At 66.1% G+C, this 25235-nt stretch carries 28 protein-coding genes; 20 read left to right on the plus strand and 8 right to left on the minus strand.

Going from position 1 to position 25235, the window contains the following annotated elements; genetic code table 11:
* Positions 1-71: 71 nt before the first annotated feature.
* The 3 genes from ACCQ10_RS14405 to ACCQ10_RS14415 are packed head-to-tail and all read right to left on the minus strand — an operon-like array spanning position 72 to position 2059.
* The gene (locus tag ACCQ10_RS14405) at positions 72-1019 is read right to left on the minus strand and encodes an aspartate carbamoyltransferase catalytic subunit (RefSeq protein ID WP_039404804.1); all 948 of its coding nucleotides are present in this window, start codon (positions 1017-1019) and stop codon (positions 72-74) included.
* 13 nt (positions 1020-1032) lie between these two features.
* Positions 1033-1500 carry a Holliday junction resolvase RuvX gene (ruvX, locus tag ACCQ10_RS14410; protein ID WP_039404802.1) on the minus strand — a complete coding sequence of 156 codons (468 nt, stop codon included), beginning with the start codon at positions 1498-1500 and terminating at the stop codon, positions 1033-1035.
* On the minus strand, positions 1493-2059 hold the full coding sequence (locus ACCQ10_RS14415; RefSeq protein ID WP_039404799.1) for a YqgE/AlgH family protein: 567 nt from the start codon (positions 2057-2059) through the stop codon (positions 1493-1495). Before ACCQ10_RS14415 ends, ruvX begins: the two co-directional genes overlap by 8 nt.
* Before the next feature lie 308 nt (positions 2060-2367).
* Between ACCQ10_RS14415 and ACCQ10_RS14420 the strand changes: the two genes are divergently transcribed.
* Both ACCQ10_RS14420 and ACCQ10_RS14425 read left to right on the plus strand, forming a co-directional pair.
* Positions 2368-2934, plus strand: coding sequence for a DNA-3-methyladenine glycosylase I (locus ACCQ10_RS14420; protein WP_372361070.1), 567 nt, complete (start codon positions 2368-2370; stop codon positions 2932-2934).
* A 36-nt stretch (positions 2935-2970) separates the two neighbouring features.
* Positions 2971-3870: a DUF72 domain-containing protein gene (locus ACCQ10_RS14425; RefSeq protein WP_355604317.1), complete on the plus strand. Its 900-nt coding sequence runs from the start codon at positions 2971-2973 to the stop codon at positions 3868-3870.
* 12 nt (positions 3871-3882) lie between these two features.
* On the opposite strand, the gene ACCQ10_RS14430 is transcribed toward ACCQ10_RS14425, so the two are convergent.
* The 3 genes from ACCQ10_RS14430 to ACCQ10_RS14440 form a co-directional block, all read right to left on the minus strand.
* The gene (locus ACCQ10_RS14430) at positions 3883-4557 is read right to left on the minus strand and encodes a YitT family protein (protein ID WP_039566430.1); all 675 of its coding nucleotides are present in this window, start codon (positions 4555-4557) and stop codon (positions 3883-3885) included.
* Between the two features lie 311 nt (positions 4558-4868).
* Positions 4869-5999, minus strand: a complete 1131-nt coding sequence (locus ACCQ10_RS14435) for a PilT/PilU family type 4a pilus ATPase (RefSeq protein WP_005990431.1) — start codon at positions 5997-5999, stop codon at positions 4869-4871.
* Between the two features lie 160 nt (positions 6000-6159).
* Complete coding sequence (locus ACCQ10_RS14440) at positions 6160-7197, minus strand: type IV pilus twitching motility protein PilT (RefSeq protein WP_104543511.1); 1038 nt, start codon at positions 7195-7197, stop codon at positions 6160-6162.
* A 326-nt stretch (positions 7198-7523) separates the two neighbouring features.
* Here ACCQ10_RS14440 and ACCQ10_RS14445 point away from each other — a divergent pair, with 326 nt between their 5' ends.
* The 7 genes from ACCQ10_RS14445 (at position 7524) to ACCQ10_RS14475 (ending at position 12469) form a co-directional block, all read left to right on the plus strand.
* Positions 7524-8216 carry a YggS family pyridoxal phosphate-dependent enzyme gene (locus tag ACCQ10_RS14445; RefSeq protein ID WP_184384946.1) on the plus strand — a complete coding sequence of 231 codons (693 nt, stop codon included), beginning with the start codon at positions 7524-7526 and terminating at the stop codon, positions 8214-8216.
* Positions 8217-8258: 42 nt separating this feature from the next.
* Positions 8259-9113, plus strand: a complete 855-nt coding sequence (gene proC / locus ACCQ10_RS14450) for a pyrroline-5-carboxylate reductase (RefSeq protein WP_104579947.1) — start codon at positions 8259-8261, stop codon at positions 9111-9113.
* A gap of 555 nt (positions 9114-9668) precedes the next feature.
* Positions 9669-10088 carry an HU family DNA-binding protein gene (locus tag ACCQ10_RS14455; RefSeq protein ID WP_039404742.1) on the plus strand — a complete coding sequence of 140 codons (420 nt, stop codon included), beginning with the start codon at positions 9669-9671 and terminating at the stop codon, positions 10086-10088.
* A gap of 132 nt (positions 10089-10220) precedes the next feature.
* The gene (locus tag ACCQ10_RS14460) at positions 10221-10823 is read left to right on the plus strand and encodes a M23 family metallopeptidase (protein WP_052210287.1); all 603 of its coding nucleotides are present in this window, start codon (positions 10221-10223) and stop codon (positions 10821-10823) included.
* A gap of 91 nt (positions 10824-10914) precedes the next feature.
* Positions 10915-11217, plus strand: a complete 303-nt coding sequence (locus ACCQ10_RS14465) for a DUF3861 family protein (RefSeq protein WP_184438957.1) — start codon at positions 10915-10917, stop codon at positions 11215-11217.
* Between the two features lie 78 nt (positions 11218-11295).
* Positions 11296-11817, plus strand: coding sequence for a hypothetical protein (locus ACCQ10_RS14470; protein ID WP_372361071.1), 522 nt, complete (start codon positions 11296-11298; stop codon positions 11815-11817).
* A gap of 55 nt (positions 11818-11872) precedes the next feature.
* Entirely contained in the window at positions 11873-12469 is a 597-nt protein-coding gene (locus ACCQ10_RS14475; RefSeq protein ID WP_166745298.1) for a YceB family lipoprotein, read from the plus strand.
* A gap of 128 nt (positions 12470-12597) precedes the next feature.
* Here ACCQ10_RS14475 and ACCQ10_RS14480 read toward each other — a convergent pair whose 3' ends face one another.
* Positions 12598-13140: a type 1 glutamine amidotransferase domain-containing protein gene (locus tag ACCQ10_RS14480; RefSeq protein ID WP_372361072.1), complete on the minus strand. Its 543-nt coding sequence runs from the start codon at positions 13138-13140 to the stop codon at positions 12598-12600.
* Positions 13141-13244: 104 nt separating this feature from the next.
* Entirely contained in the window at positions 13245-13712 is a 468-nt protein-coding gene (locus ACCQ10_RS14485) for an SET domain-containing protein (RefSeq protein WP_039404726.1), read from the minus strand.
* A 171-nt stretch (positions 13713-13883) separates the two neighbouring features.
* On the opposite strand from ACCQ10_RS14485, the gene ACCQ10_RS14490 reads away from it, so the two are divergent.
* From ACCQ10_RS14490 to ACCQ10_RS14540, 11 genes are all read left to right on the plus strand, one after another.
* Entirely contained in the window at positions 13884-14342 is a 459-nt protein-coding gene (locus ACCQ10_RS14490; protein ID WP_039404723.1) for an SUF system Fe-S cluster assembly regulator, read from the plus strand.
* Positions 14343-14357: 15 nt separating this feature from the next.
* Positions 14358-15815, plus strand: coding sequence for a Fe-S cluster assembly protein SufB (gene sufB / locus ACCQ10_RS14495; RefSeq protein ID WP_047693797.1), 1458 nt, complete (start codon positions 14358-14360; stop codon positions 15813-15815).
* 156 nt (positions 15816-15971) lie between these two features.
* A complete protein-coding gene (gene sufC / locus ACCQ10_RS14500; RefSeq protein ID WP_166751907.1) occupies positions 15972-16736 on the plus strand; it encodes a Fe-S cluster assembly ATPase SufC in 765 nt (254 codons plus the stop codon).
* On the plus strand, positions 16736-17998 hold the full coding sequence (gene sufD, locus ACCQ10_RS14505; RefSeq protein ID WP_372361073.1) for a Fe-S cluster assembly protein SufD: 1263 nt from the start codon (positions 16736-16738) through the stop codon (positions 17996-17998). The genes sufC and sufD overlap by 1 nt, the downstream gene beginning before the upstream one ends.
* Positions 17995-19239, plus strand: a complete 1245-nt coding sequence (locus tag ACCQ10_RS14510) for a cysteine desulfurase (RefSeq protein WP_372361074.1) — start codon at positions 17995-17997, stop codon at positions 19237-19239. The genes sufD and ACCQ10_RS14510 overlap by 4 nt, the downstream gene beginning before the upstream one ends.
* A gap of 325 nt (positions 19240-19564) precedes the next feature.
* Positions 19565-20104, plus strand: coding sequence for a GNAT family N-acetyltransferase (locus ACCQ10_RS14515; RefSeq protein WP_372361075.1), 540 nt, complete (start codon positions 19565-19567; stop codon positions 20102-20104).
* Positions 20101-20430 carry a non-heme iron oxygenase ferredoxin subunit gene (locus tag ACCQ10_RS14520; RefSeq protein WP_039404706.1) on the plus strand — a complete coding sequence of 110 codons (330 nt, stop codon included), beginning with the start codon at positions 20101-20103 and terminating at the stop codon, positions 20428-20430. Before ACCQ10_RS14515 ends, ACCQ10_RS14520 begins: the two co-directional genes overlap by 4 nt.
* 336 nt (positions 20431-20766) lie before the next feature.
* On the plus strand, positions 20767-23085 hold the full coding sequence (locus ACCQ10_RS14525; protein ID WP_372361076.1) for a TonB-dependent receptor: 2319 nt from the start codon (positions 20767-20769) through the stop codon (positions 23083-23085).
* Between the two features lie 46 nt (positions 23086-23131).
* Positions 23132-23818 carry a Fe2+-dependent dioxygenase gene (locus tag ACCQ10_RS14530; RefSeq protein ID WP_372361077.1) on the plus strand — a complete coding sequence of 229 codons (687 nt, stop codon included), beginning with the start codon at positions 23132-23134 and terminating at the stop codon, positions 23816-23818.
* Positions 23811-24569: a tetratricopeptide repeat protein gene (locus ACCQ10_RS14535; protein ID WP_372361078.1), complete on the plus strand. Its 759-nt coding sequence runs from the start codon at positions 23811-23813 to the stop codon at positions 24567-24569. Before ACCQ10_RS14530 ends, ACCQ10_RS14535 begins: the two co-directional genes overlap by 8 nt.
* 6 nt (positions 24570-24575) lie before the next feature.
* Positions 24576-25214, plus strand: a complete 639-nt coding sequence (locus ACCQ10_RS14540; protein ID WP_372361079.1) for a PepSY-associated TM helix domain-containing protein — start codon at positions 24576-24578, stop codon at positions 25212-25214.
* The last annotated feature ends 21 nt before the right edge of the window (positions 25215-25235 follow it).

Raw genomic sequence — 25235 nt, forward strand, 5'->3', positions numbered from 1 at the left:
GTCTGTTTGCCATGACGACTTCACACGCCGGACGCGACCGCGCTAGCTGGCGGCCGCGTTGCCGGTAACGCTTAACCGAGCAGGGTTTCCAATACCGCCATGCGGACGGCGACGCCGTTGGCGACCTGGCGCAGCACGCACGATTGCGCGCCGTCGGCGACGTCGTCGGTGATTTCGACGCCGCGGTTGATCGGGCCCGGGTGCAGCACGGCGGCATCGCGGCCGGCGCGCGCCAGGCGCTCGCGGGTCAGGCCGTATTGGCTGTGGTAGTGCTCCAGCGATGGCACCAGGCCCTCTTCCATGCGCTCGCGTTGCAGGCGCAGCATCATCAGCGCATCGGCGCCTTCGAGCATGGCATCGAAATCCTGACCAACCACGCAGCCGTCCAGCATGTCGTCATCGGGCAACAGGCTGGCCGGGCCGCACACGCGGATCTCGCCGGCGCCCAGGGTGCGCAGTGCATGCAGGTCCGAACGCGCCACGCGCGAATGCTTCACATCGCCGACGATGACCACCTTGAGCTTGGAAAAGTCGGTGCCCTTGGCCTGGCGCAGGGTGAGCATGTCGAGCAGGCCCTGGGTGGGGTGCGCGCTGCGGCCGTCGCCGGCGTTGATCAATGCAGTTCCCTCGCCCGCCGCGGCGGCCAGCGCTTCCACCGCGCCATCGTCGGGGTGGCGCACCACAAACCCGCGCACGCCCATCGCCTCGAGATTCTTCAAGGTATCGCGCGCGGTCTCGCCCTTGCGGGTGGAGGACGTGGACGCATCGAAGTTGAGCACGTCCGCGCCCAGCCGCTGTGCAGCAAGATGGAACGAGCTGCGCGTGCGCGTGGACGGTTCGAAAAACAGGGTGCACACCGCCGTGCCGGCCAGCACGCTGCGCTTGCCGACGCGGCCGACCGCGGCATCGCGGATCTGACCTGCGCGGTCGAGCAGTTGCAGCAATGTCGCGCGCGGCAGTCCTTCCAGGGTGAGCAGGTGACGCAGGCGTCCGTCCGAATCGAGTTGCATGGTGGTCATCGCAGGTCGGGAATCAAGGGAGAAGAGTGGCTTGGTCAGGCGCGGCCAACCAGCGTTCGACGATCACGGCGGCGGCCATGGCATCCAGCGCCTCGGCATCGCGGCGGCGCTTGCGCCCGTCGGCACGTTCGCGGGCGAACCGCTGCGCGGCTTCGACCGAGCTGGAGCGTTCGTCGATCAGCACGACCGGCAGCGCGTAGCGCTCGCGCAATTCGCGGGCGAAGGCATGCGCCCGCTTGCGTGCAGGCTGGTCCTTGTCGTCCAGCGTGAGCGGGTCGCCAACCACCAGACCGTCCGGCCGCCATTCCTTGTGCACGCGATCCAGCGCCGCCCAGTCCGGGCCGCTGGCATGCACCTGGACGACGGCGACCGCGCGTGCACCGGCGCCGAGCGCGGTACCGACCGCCACGCCAATCCGGCGCGACCCTACGTCGAAGCCCAGCACCGTGCCATCGGGGCGGATGGTGCCCGCCTCAGGCATGCCCGGAGTAATCCGTCAGCCGGAACAGGTCCACGCCAATGCGACCGGCCGCGGTCTGCCAGCGATCCTCCAGTGCAGTGGCGAACAGCACGTTGGCGTCCGACGGCGCGGTGAGCCAGCTGTTCTCGCCCAGTTCGAACTCCAGCTGCCCCGCGCCCCACCCTGCGCAGCCCAGCGCCACCAGCGCATTGCGCGGGCCTTCGCCGGCCGCCATCGCTTCGAGGATGTCCCGCGAGGTGGTCAGGAACACGCCCTGCCCCACTTCCAGGCTGGAATCCCATTCGCGCGCGTCGTCGTGGATGACAAACCCGCGCTCCGGGTGCACCGGGCCGCCACTGAGCACGATCTGCTCGCACAGCTGCGCATCTTCGGTCGCGATGCCCATCTGCGACAGCACCTCGCCCAGGGTGTACTCGGAGGGGCGGTTGACCAGCACTCCCATCGCGCCGTTTTCGTCGTGCTGACAGATCAGCGCGACGCTGCGCGAAAAGGTAGGGTCCGACAGCGCCGGAAGCGCGATCAGCAGTTGGTTGGCAAGCGGCGTGGGAACAACGGACATGCCCGCATTCTAGCCGTTCGCTCCGCCGCGCGCAGAGCCGCTGCCATACTTGGCCCCGGACGTGACCCCGGAGCGCGAATGCAGACCACACCTACCGCCAGTTGCTGCCCCGCGGGCAGGCGCCCGCCGCGCCAGGCCCGCATGCTCAGCGCGACCGCGCGCCTCCCTGCAGTGAACGCCAGCCGTCGCGGTGCAACCGGGCCGCTGGCGGGCCAACGGCGTCGCCCGCTGCCGGCACGTGCGCCCTCTGCCGAAGCGGTCCACGCGCGGCCGCGCTCCGGCCTGCGCGCGCGCCTAAGGGCAACCATATGAGCGGCTACTGCAGCATCGCCCCGGGCCATCCGGTGCACGGCCATTACCACGACCACGAATACGGCTTTCCGCAACGCGACGAGCGCGAGCTGTTCGAGCGCCTGGTGCTGGAAATCAACCAGGCCGGTCTGAGCTGGGAGACCATCCTGCGCAAGCGCGGCAATTTCCAGCGGGCCTATGCCGGCTTCGACGTAGATACGGTCGCGGCCTATGGCGAGGCGGACATCGCTCGCCTGATGAACGATGCCGGCATCATCCGCAATCGTCTGAAGATCCTGGCAGCCATCCACAACGCCCAGGTCATCCAGACGCTGCGCCGCACGCATGGCAGCTTTGCGCAATGGCTGGATGCACAGCATCCGCTCGACAAGCCCGCCTGGGTCAAATTGTTCAAGAAGACCTTCCGGTTTACCGGTGGCGAGATCACTGGCGAATTCCTGATGAGCCTGGGTTACCTGCCCGGCGCGCATCACCCCGATTGCCCGGTGTTTGCACAGATCCAGGCGCTGTCGCCGCCATGGGCGCAGACGCCCTCACCCAAACGCACGGTCCAGCGCGGCTAGACGCCTCCTCCACGGCACAGACGAAATGCTGGGTGCATGGCTATCCGCATCGGCATTTCCGGCTGGCGCTACCCGCGTTGGCGCGGCACCTTCTATCCCAGCGGCCTGGCGCAGCGGCGCGAGCTCGAATACGCGGCGCGCTGCTTCCCAAGCGTGGAAATCAACGGCTCGTTCTATTCGCTGCAGCGGCCGGACAGCTTCCAGGCCTGGCACGACGAGACGCCGGGCGACTTCGTGTTTTCGGTCAAGGGCCCGCGCTTCATCACCCACATGAAGCGCCTGCGCGACTGCGAGCAGGCGCTGGCCAATTTCTTTGCCTCCGGCGTGCTGCGACTGGGCTCCAAGCTGGGGCCGATCCTGTGGCAGCTGCCGCCGACATTGCGCTTCGATGCCGCGTTGCTCGATGGGTTTCTCGCCAGCCTGCCGCGCGACAGCGAGGCCGCACTGGCGTTGGCGCGCAAACGCGACAGCGCGCTGATGCACGGGCGCAGTGCGCTTGCGATCGATCGCAAGCGGCCGATCCGTCATGCGCTGGAGGTGCGCCACGCCAGTTTCTGCGATCCCGCCTGCATGCGCCTGCTACGCCGTCACAAGGTGGCGGTGGTGGTGGCCGACACCGCGGGCAAGTTCCCGTATCTGGAGGACGTGAGTGCGGACTTCGTCTACCTGCGCCTGCATGGCGATGCGCAGCTCTATGCCAGCGGCTACAGCGACAGCGCGCTGGACCGCTGGGCCGCGCGCATCGACGCCTGGGCGCATGGCAGCGAGCCGGACGATGCAGTCCGTGCAGGTCCGCGCGCGCTCAAACGCGCCACGCGCGATGTGTATTGCTACTTCGACAACGACATGAAGGTGCACGCCCCGTTCGACGCGCGCGGCCTGCTGCAACGCCTGCACCTGCCGACCGATTGCCCGGCGCGCGCGGGCGGCGTCTGACGCGTGCGCCAATCACACGCCCATGTAGCGATGCGGGCGATGGTTGAACATCAGCACCAGACTGAGCATCAAGGCGCCCAGGGCCGAATACAGCACCTTGTCCGGGGTGAGGATGGCAAATGCCACCAGCATCAACATCGCATCGAAGCTCATCTGCACCTTGCCCGCGCTCCAGCCACGCTCGCGCTGCAGGTACACGGCCAGGATGCCGATTCCGCCCAGGCTGCCGCGGTGACGGATGAAGAACAGGATGCCCAGCCCGGACAGCGCGCCGCCAACGATCGCCGAAAACGCGGTACTCATGTGCGCGTAGTCGGCCCAGCGTGGCAACAGGTTGGTCAGCGCGCCGCAGGCGCCAACCGCCGCGAAGGTCTTCAAGGTGAACTCCCAGCCCATGCGACGCACGCTCAGCCAGTAGAACGGCAGGTTGACCAGCACGAACACCAGGCCGAAATTCCAGTGCAGGGCGTAGTGCAGCAGGAACGCCACGCCGGCCATGCCGCCGATCATCAGCCCGCCCTTGGCAAAGATCGCCAGGCCCAGCGACGCGACCAGCGTCGCCAGCACCATGCCCTGGGCATCTTCGGCCACCGAGTGGTGATACGCCTGGTCGTCGGCGACGGTGCCAGCCGAATCCGGCGGTGGCGTCAGCGGGCCGGACGTGACCACGGCACCGTCATCGGGCAACGGTTCTTGCTCCGGACGCAGATCGGAATCGGGAAGGCTCACGGGCTTGGGCACTGCAGTGGGGTGCGTTATTAGACACTATCGGCTGGCGCGGTTACATCTGAAACCGCAGTGCCCCGACGCGCGCGGCATCCAGCGTCGCCGATCGGCGCGCTTACCGTGGCCGCCGACCACGCTGGCGTGCGCCACATCCCTCAGTTATCACGCGCGGGCCGGCGCGGCAGCACCGCACTGGCGGTGCTGCGGGCGCCCCCAGCGGGCCGCCACTGGCGTTCGACGTGCGTGCGCATCGGCACGCCCTCCGCGTTGCCTCAGCGAACTTCGGCAATCTCCACGCCATCCAGGCCCTGCGACAAGGTCTTGGCATCGCCGCCCTGCGACAGCTTGATGCGCAAACGCACCTCGTTCTGCGAATCGGCGTAGCGCAAGGCGTCTTCGTAGCTGATCTCGCCGGCCTGGTAGAGCTCGAACAGGCTCTGATCGAAGGTGCGCATGCCCAGGTTGGTGGACTCCTTCATGATCTCCTTGAGCTTGTGGATCTCGCCGTCGCGAATGTAGTCCTGCACCAGCGGCGTGCCCAGCATGATCTCCATCGCCACGCGCCGGCCGCGACCATCCGGGGTCGGAATCAGCTGCTGCGCGACCACGCCCTTGAGATTGAGCGACAGATCCATCAACAGCTGGTTGCGCCGGTCTTCCGGGAAGAAGTTGATGATGCGGTCCATCGCCTGGTTGGCGTTGTTGGCGTGCAGCGTGCACAGCACCAGGTGGCCGGTTTCGGCGAAAGCGATAGCGTGGTCCATGCCCTCGCGGGTACGCACCTCGCCAATCATGATCACGTCCGGCGCCTGGCGCAGGGTGTTTTTCAGCGCGTTTTCCCAGCTGTCGGTATCGATGCCCACTTCGCGCTGGGTGATGATGCAGCCCTCGTGCTTGTGCACGAATTCGATCGGGTCCTCGATGGTGATGATGTGCCCGGTGGAATTCTGGTTGCGGTAGCCGATCATCGCCGCCAGCGAGGTCGATTTGCCGGTACCGGTGGCGCCGACGAAGATGATGATGCCGCGCTTTGTCATCGCCAGCGTCTTGATCACCGGCGGCAGGCTCAGCTCTTCCACGGTGGGAATGCGCGTCTCGATCCGGCGCAGCACCATGCCCACCTGGTTGCGCTGGTAGAAGCAGCTCACACGGAAACGCCCGACCCCGGACACGCCGATGGCGAAGTTGCACTCGTGGGTCTTTTCGAACTCTTCGCGCTGCGACGGCGTCATCACGTTCAACACCAGGTCGCGGCTTTGTTGCGCGGTCAACGGTGTCTGCGTGATCGGGCTGATCTTGCCGTGCACCTTGATCGCCGGCGGCATCCCGGAGGTGATGAACAGGTCCGACGCCTTCTGATGCGCCATCAGCTTGAGGAAGGAGGTGAAGTCAATGGTGCTCATTTGAGGCTCCGGGACCCGGGACCCGGAGCCCGGGACCCGGAACAGCCGCGGCTGCCACAGTTCTCACGCCCCTTACCCGCTTCGGCCCAATCTGATGAAAAATCACAGTGCATCGCTGCCGCTTCACCGGGTCCCGGGTCCCGGGGCCCGAATCCCGGCTTCACTCGAATATCCGCTTGTCCTTCGCGTACTCACGCGCCTGGTTGCGCGTGATCAGGCTGCGCTTGACCAGGTCCTGCAGATGCTGGTCCAGCGTCTGCATGCCGTACTGCTGGCCGGTCTGGATCGCCGAATACATCTGCGCCACCTTGTCCTCGCGGATCAGGTTACGGATGGCCGGGGTGCCGACCATGATTTCCCAGGCGGCGGTGCGTCCGCCGCCCACCTTCTTCAGCAGCGCCTGCGAAATGACCGCGCGCAGCGACTCGGACAGCATCGAGCGCACCATCGGCTTTTCGCCGGCCGGGAACACGTCGATGATGCGGTCGATGGTCTTGGCCGCCGAGCTGGTGTGCAGGGTGCCGAACACCAGGTGGCCGGTTTCCGCGGCGGTGAGCGCCAGGCGGATGGTCTCCAGGTCACGCAATTCGCCCACCAGGATGATGTCCGGGTCTTCGCGCAACGCCGAGCGCAGCGCCTCGTTGAAGCCGTGCGTATCGCGGTGCACTTCGCGCTGGTTGATCAGGCACTTCTGCGAGGTGTGCACGAATTCGATCGGGTCCTCGACAGTGAGGATGTGGCCGTATTCGTTCTTGTTGATGTAGTCGATCATGCCGGCCAGCGTGGTCGACTTGCCCGACCCGGTGGGGCCGGTGACCAGGATCAGGCCCTGCGGCTGGTCGATCAGCTGGCGGAAGATCGGCGGGCAGCCCAGGTCTTCCAGCGTCAGCACTTCGGAGGGAATGGTACGGAACACCGCACCGGCACCGCGGTTCTGGTTGAACGCATTGACGCGGAAGCGCGCCAGCGACGGAATCTCGAACGAAAAGTCGACCTCGAGGAATTCTTCGTAATCGCGGCGCTGCTTGTCCGACATGATGTCGTAGACCAGCGCATGCACCTGCTTGTGGTCCAGCGCCGGAATATTGATGCGGCGGACATCGCCATCGACACGGATCATCGGCGGCAGCCCTGCAGACAGGTGCAGGTCCGATGCCTTGTTCTTGACAGAAAACGCCAATAGTTCAGCGATATCCATGCGCTGCTTTTCCCCTAGGCTGCGATTGGAAGGTACTCCCCGGCCGGCAGTATAGCGTTCTGGATGCCAGCGGGGAGCGGCCCGCCACCGGTTCAGGTCGGCACGGCCGCCCAGGGCTGAAGGCGTTGTCTTTCGGGCATGGGCGGGCCCGGCACCTGCTTGCGAACGGCTTGCCTGGCCTGGCCAACCCCGCTGCCACGCACGTCGCCTCGGCTGCGGGAACACACCTGCGCGCCGGCCTGGGCGCACGTGCCAGGCACGCAACGCGCTGGAAGGAAGCCAGCCGCGTCGGCACACTAGCGCTCCCCTCCTTTCTGGAATGCCACGTGCCGGTTTCGTCGCTGCAGCAGATCCTCGATGCCATCCACGCCGCGGCAGCCGCGCATGCGCGCTCCGATGTCCGTCTGCTTGCGGTGTCCAAGACCAAACCCGCCGAAGCGGTGGCCGCACTGGCTGCCCAGGGGCAGCGCGCCTTCGGCGAAAACTACGTGCAGGAAGCGCAGGCCAAGATTGCTGCCCTGCGCGAGCTGGACCTGGAATGGCATCTCATCGGCCACCTGCAATCCAACAAGGCCGATGTCGCCAGCCAGTGTTTCGACTGGGTGCAGACGGTGGATCGCCCCAAGCTGATTCCGCTGCTGGCGCGCCACCGGCCGGACGACCGCGCGCCGTTGAAGGTGCTGATCCAGGTCAATATCGACGATGAGGACAGCAAATACGGCTGCGCCCCCGAGGCGATAGACGCGCTGGCCGAGGCCATTGCGCTGCAACCGCGTCTGCAGCTACGCGGGCTGATGGCAATCCCGGCGCCGTTCCCGGAACAGGCGCGGCGCGCCGACGCGTTTGCGCGCATGCAGTCCCTGTTCGCCCAGCTGCGGCAGGCGCACCGGCAAGTGGACACCTTGTCGATGGGCATGAGCGCCGACTTCGCCGAAGCGATCGCGGCCGGTGCCACCATGGTGCGCGTGGGCACGGCGCTGTTCGGTACGCGAGCGCCGCTGACCGACACCGCCGCCTGATCTGCGCAACGCCACACCATTCTTATGACCGGAGTGACCACGATGCCCCTGCCCGTTTCGCCTGCGCCATCGTCCGCCCACGCCGCGCCCATCGCGTTCATCGGCGGCGGCAACATGGCACGCAGCCTGATCGCCGGACTGATCCGGCAAGGCACACCGGCAGCCGACATCCGCGTCGCCGAGCCGGTCGCCGACCTGCGTGCCGCGCTGTCGCGCGATTTCGGCGTGGCGGTGGTCGCCGACGCAGAGGCGGCGGCCGACGGCGCAGCCACCTGGGTGCTCGCGGTCAAGCCGCAGGTCATGCCGGCCGTGTGTGCACAACTGGCCGACCTCGCGCAGGCACAGCAGCCGCTGCTGCTGTCGATCGCCGCTGGCATCACCGCCACGCAGCTGCAGCGCTGGTCCGGTGGCGATGTGGCAGTGGTGCGCGCAATGCCCAACACGCCCGCACTGCTTGGCGCCGGCGTGACCGGTCTGTACGCCACCGCGCGCGTGTCCGATGCGCAGCGTGCGCACGCGACCGGCCTGCTGGAAAGCGCCGGCGTCACCGTGTGGATCGACGACGAAGCACAGATGGATGCAGTGACGGCGGTTTCCGGCAGCGGGCCGGCGTACGTGTTTCTGCTGGCCGAAGCCATGGAAGCCGCAGCGCAGGCGCAGGGCCTGCCGGCCGACACCGCACGCACGCTGGTGCTGCAAACCCTGCTCGGCGCATCGCGCATGCTCACCGAATCGGGCGAAGCACCGGAGCTGCTCCGCCGCCGCGTGACCTCGCCCAACGGCACCACGCAAGCGGCCATCGAGACCTTCCAGGCAGGCGGTTTCGAAGCGTTGACTGCCAAAGCGATCGCAGCGGCGACCGAGCGCGGCCGCAGCTTGTCGGCTGCCAACGACTAGCCGCACACAGGGCCGCAGCGGCATCGACCGCTGCGATGCCGCCGCGCGATCCGCCGGTGACGCCAACGGCAGCGACTCGCCGGCCGCCACCAAGACAGCGTTGCGTCAGGCGCATCCAGCATCGACACGGCATCGATGCCGGTTGCGGGCCTTCAACGCACATGCCGTGCACCGTCCTTGCAATCGATGCCAATGGACATTGCGCAGCACGCACGCAAGGCCACTTCGCCATCGCTCGTTGCAGCGCATGCCACTCAACCCCAACCGAAGCGCAATCGATGCGTGCTCCCCATGCGCGCAAACACGCACACCTGCCTGCGCAAATCACCTGTTGCCCTGCATCAGATGCCGCACCCACGCGTGCGCCGTGCGTGTCGAGCACTGCGTTTCTGTCGGCGTTTTGCGCCGCCGGTGAACGAATCCCCGTCGAAAGACGCTTTTTTCGTGTTGTTTCATGGTTTGCCTATTGGCGGCGCGCAGCAGTTGCCCTACATTTCGCGTTGCCGACTGGGTCGGCAGACCCAACACCACCAACGAATACGGAACGTATACCTCATGGCAAAAACCGCCGCTAAGAAGGCTGCCCCCAAGAAGGCAGTGAAAAAGGTCGCCGCCACCAAGACTGCGAAGCCGGCCAAGGCCGCTACGTCGGCCGCGCCGAAGCCGATCAAGGAAGCCCTGAGCAAGACCGGCCTGGTCGCCCACATCGCCGAATCCACCCAGCTGGCTCCGAAGGACGTGCGCGCCGTGCTGGCGTCGCTGGAAGCCGCTGCGCATTCCTCGTTGAACAAGAAGGGCGTCGGCAGCTTCACCCTGCCGGGCATGCTCAAGATCACCTCGGTCAACGTGCCGGCCAAGCCGAAGCGCAAGGGCATCAACCCCTTCACCAAGGAAGAGCAGATCTTTGCTGCCAAGGCCGCAACCCGTAAGGTCAAGGTTCGCCCCCTGAAGAAGCTGAAAGACGCCGCGCTCTGATCCAGCGCACATCCGGTGTCATCGGGACGGCCTTCGGGCCGTCTTTTTTTTTGCGCACGTCATGGCGTCAATGCAGTGCCGCACCCACCACACACCTCGCTCATCGCCGCTCCCCTACCCTGGCCGGCGTCCCTGCAAGCAGCATCTTTCGTGACCTCAGCCACTCCAAGCTCTAGCCCCGCACGCCGGCTTCGCCGCTTTTTGCTGTGGATCGCCGTGCTGTGTGTCCTGGCAGTCGCCGCACGTTGGGCGTGGCAATTGCCGATCGCAACACAACTGCGCACTACCTGGGAGTTGTCGCGGATGCCACCGCCGGAGCGCCTGGCCATCCCGGTCAAGAACGTGCGTGCGCGACACATCGCCGATACGTTTGGCGCACCGCGCGGCCGCGATCGCACCCATGCAGGCGTGGACATCTTTGCGCCACGTGGCACGCCGGTCCTGGCAGCCACACGCGGCGTGGTCAGCGCCATCCGCGACCAGGGCCTGGGCGGCAAGCAGGTCTGGCTGCTCGGCCCGGCGATGGAGCGGCACTATTACGCGCATCTGGACGATTGGGCGGCAGGCCTGGCGGTGGGCGATGTGGTCGAGCCTGGCACGCAGCTGGGCATGGTCGGCACCACCGGCAATGCGCGCGGCACGCCGCCGCATCTGCACTTTGGTGTCTATGGACGCAACGGTGCGTACGATCCACTGCCGCTGCTGCGTCAAACCCCACCGCCGCCTGCCGACTGAGCGCGCTGGAACACTGCGTCATGGCCCGCACTCTCGAGCGCGCGGCGGCCTGCCCCTATGGTGGCGTCAGTCCAGGAGTGACGCGACCACCATGTCCCGAAAACGCTACCGCATTACGGTCACGCCCATCGAAAACGACGGACGCCCGTGTGACGACCGCTGCACCATCGAGTTCGAACAGCGCTCGCGGGCGGACTGGATGCGCCTGCTCGAAGAACTGCACCTGCGCCGCGACCTGAGCAGCGACGAATGCGCCGCGTTGACGGTGGGCTCGCAGCTGCTGGAGGACCTGGCCGCCCGCCCGCGCGCCCAACCCAGCGACGCGCTCGACGCGTTGCGACCAAAGCTGCAGCTCCTGCTCGAACGCCTGCAACGCGTACAACCAGGCGTCTGAGCACCTGCGCGGTGCACTGCGCCGCTACACTGCGCGCATCGGGGACGGGGACGCGCCATGCGCTGGATTGCAATCGTCATGTCAGTGGCCGCACTTGCCGGCTGCAGTTGTCAGCGCACCGCAGAGCAGGAAACCGCGGCCACTCCACCATCCTCGCACCAGGCCGATGCCATGGAGCAGGCAGCCATCCACGCCGCGCCGGGCACTCCAGCGCTCGCGCCCGCCGAAGATCCCGACGATGCGCAGGCACGCGCCGCGTTCGCCGAAGCAAGCGCCACCGTGCAGCGTTACCTGGGCGCGCTGCCGGGTGCGGCACGCGCCGATGCCGATGCGCTGTGGACGGGCGGGCACCCGGCGCCGGTGCCCGACGATGCGGTCCTGCGCGGTATGAGCGACATCCAGTCGATGCGCATCATGAACGACCCGCCGCTGCCGCTGGATCAGCAGCATCCGCCACGACAGATCGAGGTACCCGTGCGCATCACCGTCCGCACCCGGTCCGGCACGCAACAATTGGTCGGCGCGTACCGCTTGCAACCACGTGCCGGCAGCGACCGCTGGGAAATCTACTCGGCCACGCTACAGCCGGTGCTGCGCTAACCCGTGGTTCACCGGCGCTGACTAAGGTTGTGTCACCTGTTGCCGGAGTCACTCGATGAAACTGCGTTCGCTTACCGGATCCGTGCTCGCTCTTGCCTTGGCACTTCCCGCCACCGGTGCCTGGGCGGCGCCGCAGATCCAGGGCCGTCAGATCAGCGTGCAGGCCAGCGACTTGCAGCAGTATCTCGGCGGCCGCTTTCCGCAGACGCACGACACGCTCGGCGGCCTGGTTGAAATGACGGTCAGCAATCCCGCGCTGTCACTGCCGCCGGGCGACCGGCTCAAGATGGCGTTCGATCTGGCGGTTGCCACTGCCGGCGGGGCGCCATCGCCGGTGGGCAACGTGACCCTGACCAGCGCGCTGCGCTACGACGTCGCCAAGCAAGGCTTCTATCTCGACCAGCCCAGCATCGACGATTTCCGTCCGGCCCATGCCGGCGCAAAACTCGACCACAGCACCCGCCAGCTGCTCAACACTTGGCTGGCGGACTACGCGCGCAAGGAACCGATTTACCGCATCGACCCGTCGATTGCGGCGGTGATGGGCGCCGTCCAGGTGGAATCGGTCGGCATCCAGAACGGGCGGGTCGCCGTCAACTTCAACCAGAACATCGAGCAGCTGGTGCCGGCGGCGGCACTGTCCGGCAAATAGGCCCCACGCTGCGCCGTGCAGTGCAGTGCCGATCAATCTGCCCTGCGCAACGCGGGCGTCCACACAAAGGCCCGACGCACCAGCGCCGGGCCTTTGCATGTGTGCTGCCGCCGGCAACGCGCGCACCCTTATGCGGATAGCGCCTTGGCCACGGCGGCGCTGAACGCCGGAATGTCGTCCGGCCTGCGGCTGGTGATCAGCTGCCCGTCCACCACCACTTCGGCATCCTGCCAACGCGCGCCGGCATTGGTCAGATCGGTCTTGACCGACGGCCAGGAGGTGACGTTGCGGTCGCGTACCAGGTCGCTCTCCAGCAACAGCCATGGACCATGGCAGATCGCGGCCACTGGCTTGTGCGCCGTAGCGAAGGCGCGAATGAAGGCAATGGCCTGCGCATCGGTGCGCAGCGTATCGGGATTGAGCACGCCGCCGGGCAGGACCAGGGCGTCATAGCTGTTCGGCGTTGCCTGTGCGAGCGACCGGTCGACGGCGACCGAATCGCCCCAATCGGTATGGTTCCAGGCACGGATCGTGGCGCTGTCGCCTGGCGCGATCACATCGACCTTGGCGCCCCAGGATTCCAGCAGGCGCTTGGGCTCCGTCAGCTCGGATTGTTCGAAACCATCGGTCGCCAGCACGGCGACGGTTTTGCCAGAGAGCGAATACGACATGTGTGGGCTCCTCTTCAAAGAAGCCCGCACCCTAGGCAGCGTGCCGTTGCGCACCTGTGAACCGATGTATGCGGCGCGTCAGCGCGCGGTGTCCGCCTGTGCGGTCAGCGCTTGGGCTGCAGCATTGTGCCCGTGCAGTTCTTGGAGCCGCAGCGGCATTCCCAGATCTTCTTCAGACGCGGGGTGTGGCGCTCGCTCAAGGTGATGCCGTAGTTGTAGGTGAGTTCCTCGCCGGCCTTGATGGCGCGCTTGGCCTCGATGAAGATCTTGTCCTTGCGACGGTCGTCGCCTTCGGCTTCCTCGATCACCGCTTCGCAATTGGGATTGCAGCTGTGGTTGATCCAGCGTGCGACGTTGCCCTCGTAGTTGGCGTCCAGCACGTAATCGTCGCTGAGCGTGAACAGGAAGGTGTGGCCGCTTTCCACATCGCCGGTATCGTCTGCATCCACTTCGGCATGCGTGCGCAGGCGTCCCTTGTATTGAATGATGCGCTCGCCCTTGCGGAGCGGGGCGAGGGCGAACATGCCATTGCCGTGGATACGTGACTTGCGGGCGGCAACTTTGCGCGACATGTAAGGGTCCGGTGAGGGGGCCGCTCATTGTGACCGCAGCGCGCCCATGCGCCAAGCACAAGCGCACCCGCTGCCGCAACGCCGGGTGCTTGCCGGGGGCTGAACCGGGCAGTTGGCCCTGCCGCGCCAAAAGAGTACAATTTCGGTCCGCTTTAAGGTGCTCCGTCTTTCATGTTGCGCGTCACCAAACTCACCGATTACGCCACTGTCGTGCTGACCGTGCTTGCCGCCCGGTGTGGCGAGGTCCTCAGCGCCAGCGAACTGGCCGAACAGGCAGGCCTGGAAGCGCCGACCGTGAGCAAGATCCTCAAGCCGTTGTCGCAGGCCGGTCTGGTCGAAGGCCTGCGAGGCGTGCATGGCGGTTACCGACTGGCGCGTGCGGCCAGCCAGATCACCCTGGTGGAAATCGTCGAGGCCATGGAAGGTCCGTTGGCGATTACCGAATGCAGCCAGGACCATAGCCAGTGCGGCATCGCGCAGACCTGCGGGGTGCGCTCCAACTGGCGCCTGATCAACGACGTGGTCGGCGACGCCTTGCGTCGGGTCACGCTCGCGCAGATGTTGCAGCCCCTTTCTCTCCCTGGCGACAGCCGTCGGCGTTCCATCGCCGCACGCGTCGCGACCACCTGACCTGTAGGCAGCCCGATGGCCACCGAACTAGCTCCCCCGCAGAACGCCCAGATCCTCGAACGGCTGGGTCGACGTTACGACGCCGGCTTCATCACCGCGATCGAGTCCGATTCGCTCCCGCCCGGCCTGGACGAAGACACCATCATTGCGCTGTCGGCCAAGAAGGACGAGCCGCAATGGATGACCGACTGGCGGCTGGAGGCGTACCGCCACTGGCTGAAGATGCCGATGCCGGAGTGGGCGAAGTTGAACATCGCGCCGATCGATTTCCAGGCATTGAGCTATTACTCCGCGCCCAAGGGCCCGAAGTACGCGTCGCTGGACGAGGTGCCCAAGGAACTGCTCGACACCTACGACAAGCTCGGGGTACCGCTGCACGAGCGTGCCAAGCTGGCTGGTGTTGCAGTGGACGCCGTGTTCGATTCGGTCTCGGTCGGCACCACGTTCCGCAAGGAGCTGGCCGAAAAGGGCGTGATCTTCTGCTCGATGTCCGAGGCCATCAAGGAACATCCTGAGATCGTCCGGCAGTATCTGGGCAGCGTGGTGCCGGTGGGCGACAACTACTTCGCCGCGCTGAACTCGGCCGTGTTTTCCGATGGCAGCTTCGTGTTCATTCCCAAGGGCGTGCGTTGCCCGATGGAGCTGAGCACCTATTTCCGCATCAATGCCGGCCACACCGGCCAGTTCGAGCGCACCTTGATCGTGTGCGAGGACAAGGCCTACGTGTCGTACCTGGAAGGCTGCACCGCGCCGATGCGCGACGAAAACCAGCTGCATGCGGCCGTGGTGGAGCTGGTGACGCTGGAAGATGCCGAGATCAAGTATTCGACGGTGCAGAACTGGTATCCGGGTGACGAGAACGGTGTCGGCGGCATCTACAACTTCGTGACCAAGCGTGCCGAATGCCGTGGTGCGCGCAGCAAGGTGACCTGGACCCAGGTCGAAACCGGCTCGGCGATTACCTGGAAGTACCCGTCGTGCGTGCTGCTTGGCGACGATTCGGTGGGCGAGTTCCATTCGGTCGCGCTGACGCACCACCGTCAGCAGGCCGATACCGGCACCAAGATGATCCACATCGGCAAGCGCACCAAGAGCAAGATCGTCAGCAAGGGCATCAGCGCCGGGCGCGGGCAAAACACCTATCGCGGCCTGGTCAAGGTGGACCGCAACGCCGATGGCGCACGCAACTACACCCAGTGCGATTCACTGTTGATCGGCAAACAGTGCGGCGCGCACACCTTCCCCTATATCGAGGTGAAGAACCCGGGCGCCACGGTCGAGCACGAGGCCACCACGTCCAAGATCAGCGACGACCAGCTGTTCTATTGCCGCGCGCGCGGCATCAGCCAGGAAGACGCGGTGTCGTTGATCGTCGACGGCTTCTGCAAGCAGGTGTTCCGCGAGCTGCCGATGGAGTTCGCGGTGGAAGCCAAGAAGCTGCTGGAAGTCTCCCTGGAAGGCAGCGTCGGCTGACACTTATTTCCTTCTCCCTCCGGGAGAAGGTGGCGCGCAGCGCCGGATGAGGGGCGCGAGCGAAGCCAAGTGCACCCAAACAGCACGACGCTTTGCCCGACCTCTCACCCCAACCCTCTACCGACGGGAGAGGGGCTCAATCACTGGATTACGACTATGCTCAACATTCAAAACCTCCACGCCAGCATCGCCGGCAAAGACATCCTCAAGGGCCTGTCGCTGGACATCCAGCCGGGCCAGGTGCACGCCATCATGGGCCCCAATGGCGCGGGTAAATCCACGCTGGGCAATGTGCTGGCCGGGCGCGACGGCTATGAGGTCAGCGCCGGCAGCGTGCAGTTCGAAGGCAAGGACCTGCTCGACCTGCCGCCGGAAGAACGCGCCGCCGCCGGCCTGTTTCTGGCCTTCCAGTACCCGGTGGAAATCCCCGGCGTCAATAACACCTACTTCCTGCGCGCCGCACTCAATGCGCAGCGCAAGGCACGTGGCGAGGACGAGCTGGATTCGATGCAGTTCCTCAAGCTGGTGCGCCAGAAGCTCGCCGTACTGCATCTGAAGGACGAGCTGCTGCATCGCGGCGTCAACGAAGGGTTCTCCGGCGGCGAAAAGAAGCGCAACGAGATCTTCCAGCTGGCGGTGCTCGAACCCAAGCTCGCCATCCTGGACGAGACTGACTCCGGCCTGGACATCGATGCGCTCAAGAGCGTGGCCGACGGCGTCAATGCATTGCGCTCGCCGGAGCGCTCGTTCCTGGTGATCACCCACTACCAGCGCCTGCTCGACTACATCAAGCCGGACGTGGTGCATGTGCTGGCCGAAGGCCGCATCGTGCAGAGCGGCGGCCCGGAGTTGGCGTTGGAGCTGGAAAAACACGGTTATCACTTCCTCAAGGACCGTGTCGTGCCTGAGGTTGCCGCCTGATGAGCGCCCTGCTCGACTCCCTGGCACGCTGCTTCTGCGGTGACGATGCGCGCCGCGCCGAGCTGGATGCCGCGCTGCAGGCCGGCCTGCCCGGCCCGCGCGCCGAAGCATGGAAGTACACCTCGCTGCGGCAGCTGGAACGGCGCAGTTTCCACCCGGCGCCACTGGTACCGACCTTGGTCGATGCCGCCGTGCTGGACGACATTCCGACGCCACGGCTGGTATTCGTCAATGGACGGCCATCGGCGGCGCTCAGTGATGTGGCGAGCCTGCCGGACGGTGTACAGCTGGACACCCTGTCCGCCTCGATCGCCGCAGGCGATGACGCGCAGCATCTGCTCGGCCGTCGTTTCGAGGGCAGCGACGAGATCTTCGCCCGCCTCAATGCCGCGCTCGCCGACGAAGGCGTGCTGGTGCGTGTGCACGACGGCGCGCAGATCGCGCTGCCGCTGCACCTCGTCTTTGTCAGCGTGGCCGGCGAGCACGATCTGTCCTGGCATCACCGCCATCTGATCGAACTGCGGGCCGGCGCAGCACTGAGCGTGGTCGAGCACCATCTGCACGTTGGCGACGCGGCGCACCTGGACAACAGCGTGATGCATGTGCACCTGGGTCAGGACGCGGCGCTGTCGCATGCCCGCGTGCAAGCCGACAGCGCGCAAGCGACCTCGCTGCTGCGCACCGATGCCGTGCTCGCACGCGATGCACGCTACCAGCGCGTGGATCTGGAACTGGGCGCCGGCCTGTCGCGGCACGAGCTCAACGTGCGCCTGGAAGGCAACAATGCACGGCTCACCGCCAACGGCGTGTTGCTGGGCAACGGCCGCCGCCATGTCGATACGCGCCTGGGCATCGACCATATCGCCCGAGATACCGCCTGCGAGCTGGTGTGGCGGGGTGTCGGTGCCGACCGCAGCCGCCTGGTGTTTCATGGCGGCATCCATATCCGGCCCGGCGCCGACGGCACCGACGCGCGGCTGTCCAACAAGAACCTGTTGCTGTCTGCCAACGCCGAGATCGACACCCAGCCGGTGCTGGTGATCGACGCCGATGAAGTGCAGGCTGCGCATGGCGCCACGGTCGGCCAGCTCGACGAAAACGCCTTGTTCTATCTGCGCTCCCGCGGCCTGCCGCAGGCCGAGGCACAGCGCCTGCTCAGCGCCGCGTTTTGCCACGAGCCGCTACGGGTGCTGCCCACGGCGTTGAGCGCCGTGCTGGCCTTGCAGCTGGACCGCGCCCTGAATTCGGCGGGTGTGGCATGAACGCGCCTGCCGTCGCTGCGGGTAGCGCCCCGGAGTGGGAGCGCGTCCGTTCTGACTTCCCGCTGCTGATGCGGCAGGTGCACGGCAAGCCGCTGATCTACTTCGACAACGCCAACACCGGGCAGAAGCCGCTGCAGGTCATCGCGGCCACCGATGAGTTCTATCGCCGTCAGAACGCCAACGTCAGCCGCGCGGTGCACGCGCTGGGCAGCGAAGCCACCGACGCGTTCGAGGGCGCCCGCAGCAAGCTGGCGCGCTTTCTCAACGTGCGCGCCGACGAGCTGGTGCTGTGCAGCGGCACGACCTTCGCGATCAATCTGGTCGCTTATTCCTGGGCCTTGCCGCGACTGGGCGCCGGCGATGTGATCCTGATCTCGCGCATGGAACACCATGCCAACATCGTGCCGTGGCAGCTGGTGGCCCAGCGCACCGGCGCGACCATCCGTGTGGCCGAAATCACCCCCGATGGCGCGCTGGATCTGGACGCCTTGCGCAAGGCGATGACCCCCGAGGTCAAGCTGCTGGCGATCACCCATGTGTCCAATGTACTGGGCACGGTCAATCCGGTGCGCGAGATCTGCCGCGAGGCACGCAAGCGCGGCATCGTCAGCGTGGTGGACGGCTCGCAGGCGGCGCCGCATCGGCGTATCGATGTGGCGGGCATCGGCTGCGATTTCTATGCCATCACCGGCCACAAGATGTGCGGCCCAACCGGTACCGGCGCGTTGTGGGCACGCCGCGAACATCTGCAGGCCATGCCGCCATTTCTGGGCGGCGGCGAGATGATCAAGGAAGTGAGCTTCGAGAACACCGTTTTCAACGATGCCCCGCACAAGTTCGAAGCCGGCACACCCAACATCGCCGGTTTCATCGGCCTGGGCGCGGCCGTGGATTATCTGGAGTCGATCGGTCTGGACCACGTGGAAGCGCGCGAAGCCGAACTGCTGGCGCACTTCACCGAAGAGCTGCACCGGATCGACGGCCTGCGTATCTTCGGCACCACGCCGGACAAGGCGGCCGTGGTGTCGTTCCTGATCGACGGCGCACATTCGCACGACCTGGCCACCCTGCTCGACCTGGAAGGCGTAGCAGTCCGCTCCGGCCAGCACTGCGCGCATCCGCTGCTGCAGTACTACGGTGTTGCGGCCACCTGCCGCGCCTCGCTGGCGTTCTACAACACGCACGACGAGATCGAGCGCTTTGTTGCGGCATTGAAGAAGGTGCGGACGTTGCTTGGGTGAGTAGTAGACCCGTCACTTCTGTGCGCCGTTGCGGTTCCTTCTCCCATCGGGAGAAGGTGCCCCGAAGGGGCGGATGAGGGTACGTGCGAAGCCTGGCGTTGTTCGACTGCACGAGCGCTTCGCTCCGTACCCTCACCCCAACCCCTCTCCAGGGGGAGAGGGGCTTACTTTTGCTTCCTCTGCCATTGCCTGGACTGGTTGCGGATGGCCCAGCAGATCCTGCGTGCATTGCGGGGCTGCCATACATGTCTACATGCAACCGACCAAGCACCTGCGAACCCCGAATCCCGAATCACCCATTCCCGATTCCCGCTAAACTGCCCCCATGCAGACCACCACTTTCCGCACCGCCACCGTTGATGACATCGACGCCCTTGTCCAGTTGGTGACCTCGGCCTATCGCGGCGACAGCAGCCGCGTGGGCTGGACCACGGAGGCCGACATTCTCGATGGCGCACGTATCGATCCTGCAGTGCTGCGACAGGACATCCTGCGTGAACGCAGCCTGGTGTTGCTGGTCGAGCAGGATGGCCGGCTGGTGGCGTGTGCCCACATCGCCGACGATGCGGGCGCCGGGTATTTCGGCATGTTCGCGGTCGACCCGACACTGCAGGGCAGCGGTCTCGGCAAGACATTGCTGGCCGAGGGCGAGCGCATCGCTGCCACCGAATGGCAACTGCCGGTCATGCGCATGACCGTGATCGATGTGCGCAACGAACTCATTGCCTTTTATGAGCGCCGCGGCTATCGCCGCACCGGCATCCTCAAGCCATTTCCGTATGGCGACAAACGCTTCGGCGTGCCGCTGCGTCAGGATCTGCGCTTCGAAGTGCTGGAAAAACCGCTGGACGGCGCATCCCCGTGAGCGAGACCTGGACCTTTGTCTGCGCCAGCGCAGCCTTGCTGCCCGGCGAACTGCAAACCGTGTGGGATGAAGTGACCGACGCACCCATCGTGGTGTTCAACCTCGACGGCGAGCTGTACGCGCTGGAAGACCGCTGCAGCCATGAAGACTACGAGCTGTCGCCCGGCAGCTTCGACCCGGTGGCCGGTACCATCGAGTGCCAGCTGCATAGTGCGCGCTTCGATATCCGCGATGGCCGCCCACTGTGTGCACCCGCGTACACCGCCGTGCCCAAGTTTCCGGTCAAGCGCGAGCACGACGGCATCTGGACCCGCGACGACCGCTGAGGCGAACATCGCCCAGCCCGCAACCCCACGCTAGCGCCCGCCATCGACGGGCAACGTGCGCCGTCGATCGGCGAAGATTGCAAAGAAGAATGATTTGCATTTAAGATCGCAGCCCTTCAGGTCTTCTTAACATCTGACCTGCCTGCGATCCCATGCGCCCTGCCCTGCCCGACACCTCTGATCCGCCTGTTGCCGGCCTGCGCTTTTTAGCGCCGCGCCGCCGCGCGCGTGGTGGCAGCCGGCGGGTCGCGGTGGGCTAGCGGCGGCGTTCGACCCTTCCCGCATCCGCCGAGCCATCGCCAGGCCGGAGCATCGCTTTCCTTTTCGAGACATCTCATGACTCCCAGGATTTCCCCGCTCACCTCGGCCGTGCTGTTGACCCTGTCCGCTCCTGCGTTTGCCCAGCCCGGCGATGCGCCCGCCCCTCCGGGTGCGGTGGATCTGGATGCCATCCGGGTGCAGCAGGAACGTGCGCAGAAGCCGTCCTCGCCCAAGTACACCGAAGCGCTGCGCGATACGCCGCAGACCATCACCGTGGTCACCAAGCAGACCATGGACCAGCAGAATCTGCTGTCCTTGCGCGATGTGCTGAGCACCCTGCCCGGCATCACCTTCGGTGCGGGCGAAGGCGGCGGCGGCTATGGCGACAGCATCAACCTGCGCGGCTTCACGGCAAGCAGCGACATCACCACCGACGGCGTGCGCGACAGCGCGCAATACAGCCGCAGCGATACCTTCAACCTGGAAGCGGTGGAGCTGATCAACGGCGCCAATTCGGCCATGTCCGGTGCCGGCTCGGTCGGCGGCAACATCAATCTGGTGACCAAGACGGCCGGCCAGGGCGACTTCACCAACGTGCTGATCGGTGGCGGCAGCGACCGCTACGGCCGCCTCACCGTCGATAGCAACCACGACTTCGACAACGGCACCGCCGTGCGACTGAACGCGATGGGCCACACCCAGGACGTGCCTGGCCGCGACGAAGAATTCCGTCATCGCTGGGGCTTTGCGCCGTCGGTGGCCTTCGGCCTGGGCTCGGACACCCGCTTCACCCTGAGCTACCTGCACCAGCACGACAACAACCTGCCGCAGTACGGCGTGCCGTTTGCGCTCAGCCCGTTCAACGACGGCCCGCTGCCGGGCGTGGACCGCGAAACCTATTACGGCTATCGCAATACCTCGCGTCAGGAGATCGACGTGGACATGCTCACCGGCGTGCTGGACATGGATTTTGGCGACACCCTCAAACTGCGCAGCCTGGCGCGTCTGCAGCGGGTGGACCAGAGCCTCAATGCCACCGCACTGCAGGGAACCTGGTGCCTGCCCGATGGCACCGACCCGTACACAGGTCGCGCCTGCGTCGGCCAGCCGCCCGCCACCTGGAATCCGAACAGCGGCCCGCGTGGCCTGGTGCGCGAGACCGAGAATTTCATCGCGCACAGCCAGACCGATCTGACCGCCACGCTGCGTACCGGCGCCATCGAGCATCGCATCGTCGCCGGCGTGGCCTTCAGCAAGGAAGACTTCGAGCTGGACAGCGGTACGACCTTCCGCAATGCCAACGGCTCCACCACCGGTATCACCTACCCGCTGCAGAGCTTCGACAATCCGTACAACATCTGGACCGGCCCGCAGAACTATTTCCGCACCGCTCACAGCAAGGGCAGCCTGACCAACCAGGCGATCTACCTGTTCGATACGCTGCAGTTCAACGAGCAGTGGATGCTCAATGTCGGCGGGCGCTACGAGCACAACGAAGGCGATAGCACCACCTACACCGTCAATGCCGCCGGTGGCATCACCGGCGTTGCCGCAGGTTTCCCGGCCGGCAACGAAGAAGACCTGTTCTCCTACCGCGCCGGCCTGGTGTTCAAGCCGGCCGATAACGCCAGCCTGTATCTGTCCTACGCCAACAGCAAGACGCCCTCCAAGGCCTCGGTCAACGGCTCGTGCACGCCGATCGCCAGCGCCACCGCCGGTGCCAACTGCAATGTCGCCCCGGAAACGGCGGTCAACATCGAACTCGGCGGTAAATGGGACGTACTCGATGAGCGCCTGGCGCTGACCGCGGCGGTGTTCCGCAACGAACGTGAGAACTACAAGGTCAACAGCGGCGACCCGCTGATTCCCGAGCAGGTGCTGGACGGCAAGGCACGTGTGGACGGCATCGCGCTGGGTGCGGCCGGCTACCTGACCGACCGCTGGTCGATCTTCGCCAATTACACCTTCCTGGACAGCGAAGTGCTGCAGAGCGTGTCCAATCGCACCGCCAGCCTCACCGGCGATCCGGTCGCCGGACGCGAACTGGTGCAGACCCCGCGCAATGCCGGCAACATCTGGACCACCTATTCGCTCAACCAGTGGACCTTTGGTTATGGCGTCACCTATCAGGGCGGCTTCTATCCGAACAATGCGTCGGGCGCGGCCTACATCAAGACAGACGATTACTGGGTGCACCGGGCGATGGTCGGCCTGCGCGTCAACGACTGGCTCAGCCTGCAGTTGAACGTCAACAACCTGTTCGACAAGGAGTACTACACCAGCGTGCGCAACAACCTGACCGTCAATGCCGCCGGCACCGTCACCGCCGGAAACGGCTGGGCATTGCCGGGCGACGGCCGCTCGGCGGTGTTGAACGCCACCTTCAGTTTCTGACCCTGGCACGCCGTCCGGCTGGTACGGATGGCGTGGAGAACACCGCATGTTGCTGCCCATTCCCGATGTGTTGACGCCCGCGCAGCTGCACACGTTGCGCGCGCGACTGGACGCGGCCGATTGGGCAGACGGCCGCATCACCGCCGGCCATCAATCGGCACAGGCCAAGGACAATGCGCAGCTGCCCGAAGACAGCGCGGTGGCGCGCGACGCCAGTGCGCTGGTGCTGGACGCACTGGCGCGCAGCAGCACGTTCTTTTCGGCGGCATTGCCACGGCGGATCTATCCGCCGTTGTTCAACCGCTACAGCGGCGGGCAGTCGTTCGGCTATCACGTCGACAACGCGGTGCGGTACGACCGCAGTCGCGGTGGCGCCGAACCGGTACGTACCGATGTGTCGGGCACGCTGTTTCTCAGCGACCCGGATAGTTACGACGGTGGCGAGCTGCTGATCGAAGACACCTACGGCACCCAGTCGGTCAAGTTGCCGGCCGGGCACCTGGTGATCTACCCCGGCACCAGCCTGCACAAGGTGATGCCCGTGACACGCGGTACGCGGGTGGCATCGTTCTTCTGGACCCAGAGCATGCTGCGCGACGATGCGCAGCGCCGCCTGTTGTTCGAACTGGATGTCTCGATCAGGCGCCTCACACAAGACACGCCCGGCCATCCGTCGCTGGTCCAGCTCACCGGCGTCTATCACAACCTGCTGCGGCAATGGGCCGATGTCTGAGCCTGCGCTGGACCCTGCGCAGTGGATCGGCCTGCTGCTCACGCAGCCGGACCAGGCCATTGCGTTGCTGCGCAGGGCCGCGGCCGGTCACGATCCGGACGCGCAACTGCTGCTCGCCCAGATCTATGCCGAAGGGCGCGGCATCGCCGCAGACCCGGCCCTGGCAATGCTGTGGTACGAAGTGGCCGCCAATGGCGGGCATCCGGAGGCGATGAATCAACTGGGCCGCTGCCATGAGCTGGGATTTGGCACTGCCGCCAACGAGATGCTGGCGGCCTTGTGGTACCGCCGCGCCGCCGAGCACGACCTGGTGTGGGGCATGTACAACCTGGCGCATCTGTACGCCTCCGGGCGGGGTGTGGCGCAGGACCACGCGCAGGCCCTGGCGCTGTATCGCCGCGCGGCCGAGCGTGGCCACGCCAAGTCGATGAACTTTCTGGCGCGTTATCTCGACCAGGGCCTGGCCTGCAGCCCCGATCCGCTGGCCGCGCGCCACTGGTATCGCCGCTCCGCCGAAGCCGGCGATTTCCGAGGCCAGGCAAGCTATGCCACCTTGCTGGCAGACAGTGGCGAACTGGATCTGGCCGAACAGTGGATGCGTCGCGCCATCGCCGGGGGACACGCCGGCTTCCTGCGCCAGCTCACGCCGGTGCTGGCCAATGCACCGCAGCCGCGCCTGCGCGCACTGCTGGGCCAGGTGGCCCTGCGGCAGGCGCACCTGCAGCCGTCCGCTCCTGCGGACGTGGCATAGACCCGCATGTCCACTTCGAACGACGCCGTCGCCAACGCCCAGCAACGCCGCGGGTTCTGGCTGCGCATGCTGCATCAGTGGCACTGGATCAGTTCGGCGTTGTGCCTGATCGGCATGCTGCTGTTTACGCTCACCGGGCTGACCCTGAATCACGCTGCACGCATCGAAGCCAGCCCATCGACCGAGCAGCGCGCACTGACCCTGCCGCCTGCGCTGCTGACCACCCTGGGCGACAGGCAAGAGGGCGACGCACCACTGCCGCCACGCGTGGCGCATTGGCTGGAGCGCGAGCTGGACACCGGCATCGGCGCGCGCAGCGGCGAGTGGTCCGCGGACGAGGTGTACGTGGCCCTGCCCCGCCCAGGCGGCGATGCCTGGTTGAGTCTGGACCGCCACACCGGCGCGATCGAATACGAATCCACCACGCGTGGCGCGATCGCCTACCTCAACGACCTGCACAAGGGCCGTAACGCGGGGCCGGCCTGGGGCTGGTTCATCGACGTGTTCGCCATCGCCTGCCTGGTGTTCTGCATCACCGGCCTGTTCCTGCTGCACCTGCATGCCCGTCAGCGCAGTATGACCTGGCCGCTGGTCGGCCTCGGTTTGCTGGTGCCGCTACTGCTTGCCTTGCTGTTGATCCACTGACCCTCGTTACCGGAGACGATC

The organism is Xanthomonas sp. NCPPB 1325, from assembly GCF_041477645.2.
Taxonomy (GTDB): domain Bacteria; phylum Pseudomonadota; class Gammaproteobacteria; order Xanthomonadales; family Xanthomonadaceae; genus Xanthomonas; species Xanthomonas cannabis.

Bases quoted from the DNA above. Each gene is read 5' to 3' on its own strand.
- ACCQ10_RS14405 (WP_039404804.1), bottom strand. From the start codon at position 1,019: ATGACCACCATGCAACTCGATTCGGACGGACGCCTGCGTCACCTGCTC.
- ruvX (WP_039404802.1), bottom strand. From the start codon at position 1,500: ATGCCTGAGGCGGGCACCATCCGCCCCGATGGCACGGTGCTGGGCTTC.
- ACCQ10_RS14415 (WP_039404799.1), bottom strand. From the start codon at position 2,059: ATGTCCGTTGTTCCCACGCCGCTTGCCAACCAACTGCTGATCGCGCTT.
- ACCQ10_RS14420 (WP_372361070.1), top strand. From the start codon at position 2,368: ATGAGCGGCTACTGCAGCATCGCCCCGGGCCATCCGGTGCACGGCCAT.
- ACCQ10_RS14425 (WP_355604317.1), top strand. From the start codon at position 2,971: ATGGCTATCCGCATCGGCATTTCCGGCTGGCGCTACCCGCGTTGGCGC.
- ACCQ10_RS14435 (WP_005990431.1), bottom strand. From the start codon at position 5,999: ATGAGCACCATTGACTTCACCTCCTTCCTCAAGCTGATGGCGCATCAG.
- ACCQ10_RS14440 (WP_104543511.1), bottom strand. From the start codon at position 7,197: ATGGATATCGCTGAACTATTGGCGTTTTCTGTCAAGAACAAGGCATCG.
- proC (WP_104579947.1), top strand. From the start codon at position 8,259: ATGCCCCTGCCCGTTTCGCCTGCGCCATCGTCCGCCCACGCCGCGCCC.
- ACCQ10_RS14455 (WP_039404742.1), top strand. From the start codon at position 9,669: ATGGCAAAAACCGCCGCTAAGAAGGCTGCCCCCAAGAAGGCAGTGAAA.
- ACCQ10_RS14465 (WP_184438957.1), top strand. From the start codon at position 10,915: ATGTCCCGAAAACGCTACCGCATTACGGTCACGCCCATCGAAAACGAC.
- ACCQ10_RS14470 (WP_372361071.1), top strand. From the start codon at position 11,296: ATGTCAGTGGCCGCACTTGCCGGCTGCAGTTGTCAGCGCACCGCAGAG.
- ACCQ10_RS14475 (WP_166745298.1), top strand. From the start codon at position 11,873: ATGAAACTGCGTTCGCTTACCGGATCCGTGCTCGCTCTTGCCTTGGCA.
- ACCQ10_RS14480 (WP_372361072.1), bottom strand. From the start codon at position 13,140: ATGTCGTATTCGCTCTCTGGCAAAACCGTCGCCGTGCTGGCGACCGAT.
- ACCQ10_RS14485 (WP_039404726.1), bottom strand. From the start codon at position 13,712: ATGTCGCGCAAAGTTGCCGCCCGCAAGTCACGTATCCACGGCAATGGC.
- ACCQ10_RS14490 (WP_039404723.1), top strand. From the start codon at position 13,884: ATGTTGCGCGTCACCAAACTCACCGATTACGCCACTGTCGTGCTGACC.
- sufB (WP_047693797.1), top strand. From the start codon at position 14,358: ATGGCCACCGAACTAGCTCCCCCGCAGAACGCCCAGATCCTCGAACGG.
- sufC (WP_166751907.1), top strand. From the start codon at position 15,972: ATGCTCAACATTCAAAACCTCCACGCCAGCATCGCCGGCAAAGACATC.
- sufD (WP_372361073.1), top strand. From the start codon at position 16,736: ATGAGCGCCCTGCTCGACTCCCTGGCACGCTGCTTCTGCGGTGACGAT.
- ACCQ10_RS14510 (WP_372361074.1), top strand. From the start codon at position 17,995: ATGAACGCGCCTGCCGTCGCTGCGGGTAGCGCCCCGGAGTGGGAGCGC.
- ACCQ10_RS14515 (WP_372361075.1), top strand. From the start codon at position 19,565: ATGCAGACCACCACTTTCCGCACCGCCACCGTTGATGACATCGACGCC.
- ACCQ10_RS14525 (WP_372361076.1), top strand. From the start codon at position 20,767: ATGACTCCCAGGATTTCCCCGCTCACCTCGGCCGTGCTGTTGACCCTG.
- ACCQ10_RS14530 (WP_372361077.1), top strand. From the start codon at position 23,132: ATGTTGCTGCCCATTCCCGATGTGTTGACGCCCGCGCAGCTGCACACG.
- ACCQ10_RS14535 (WP_372361078.1), top strand. From the start codon at position 23,811: ATGTCTGAGCCTGCGCTGGACCCTGCGCAGTGGATCGGCCTGCTGCTC.
- ACCQ10_RS14540 (WP_372361079.1), top strand. From the start codon at position 24,576: ATGTCCACTTCGAACGACGCCGTCGCCAACGCCCAGCAACGCCGCGGG.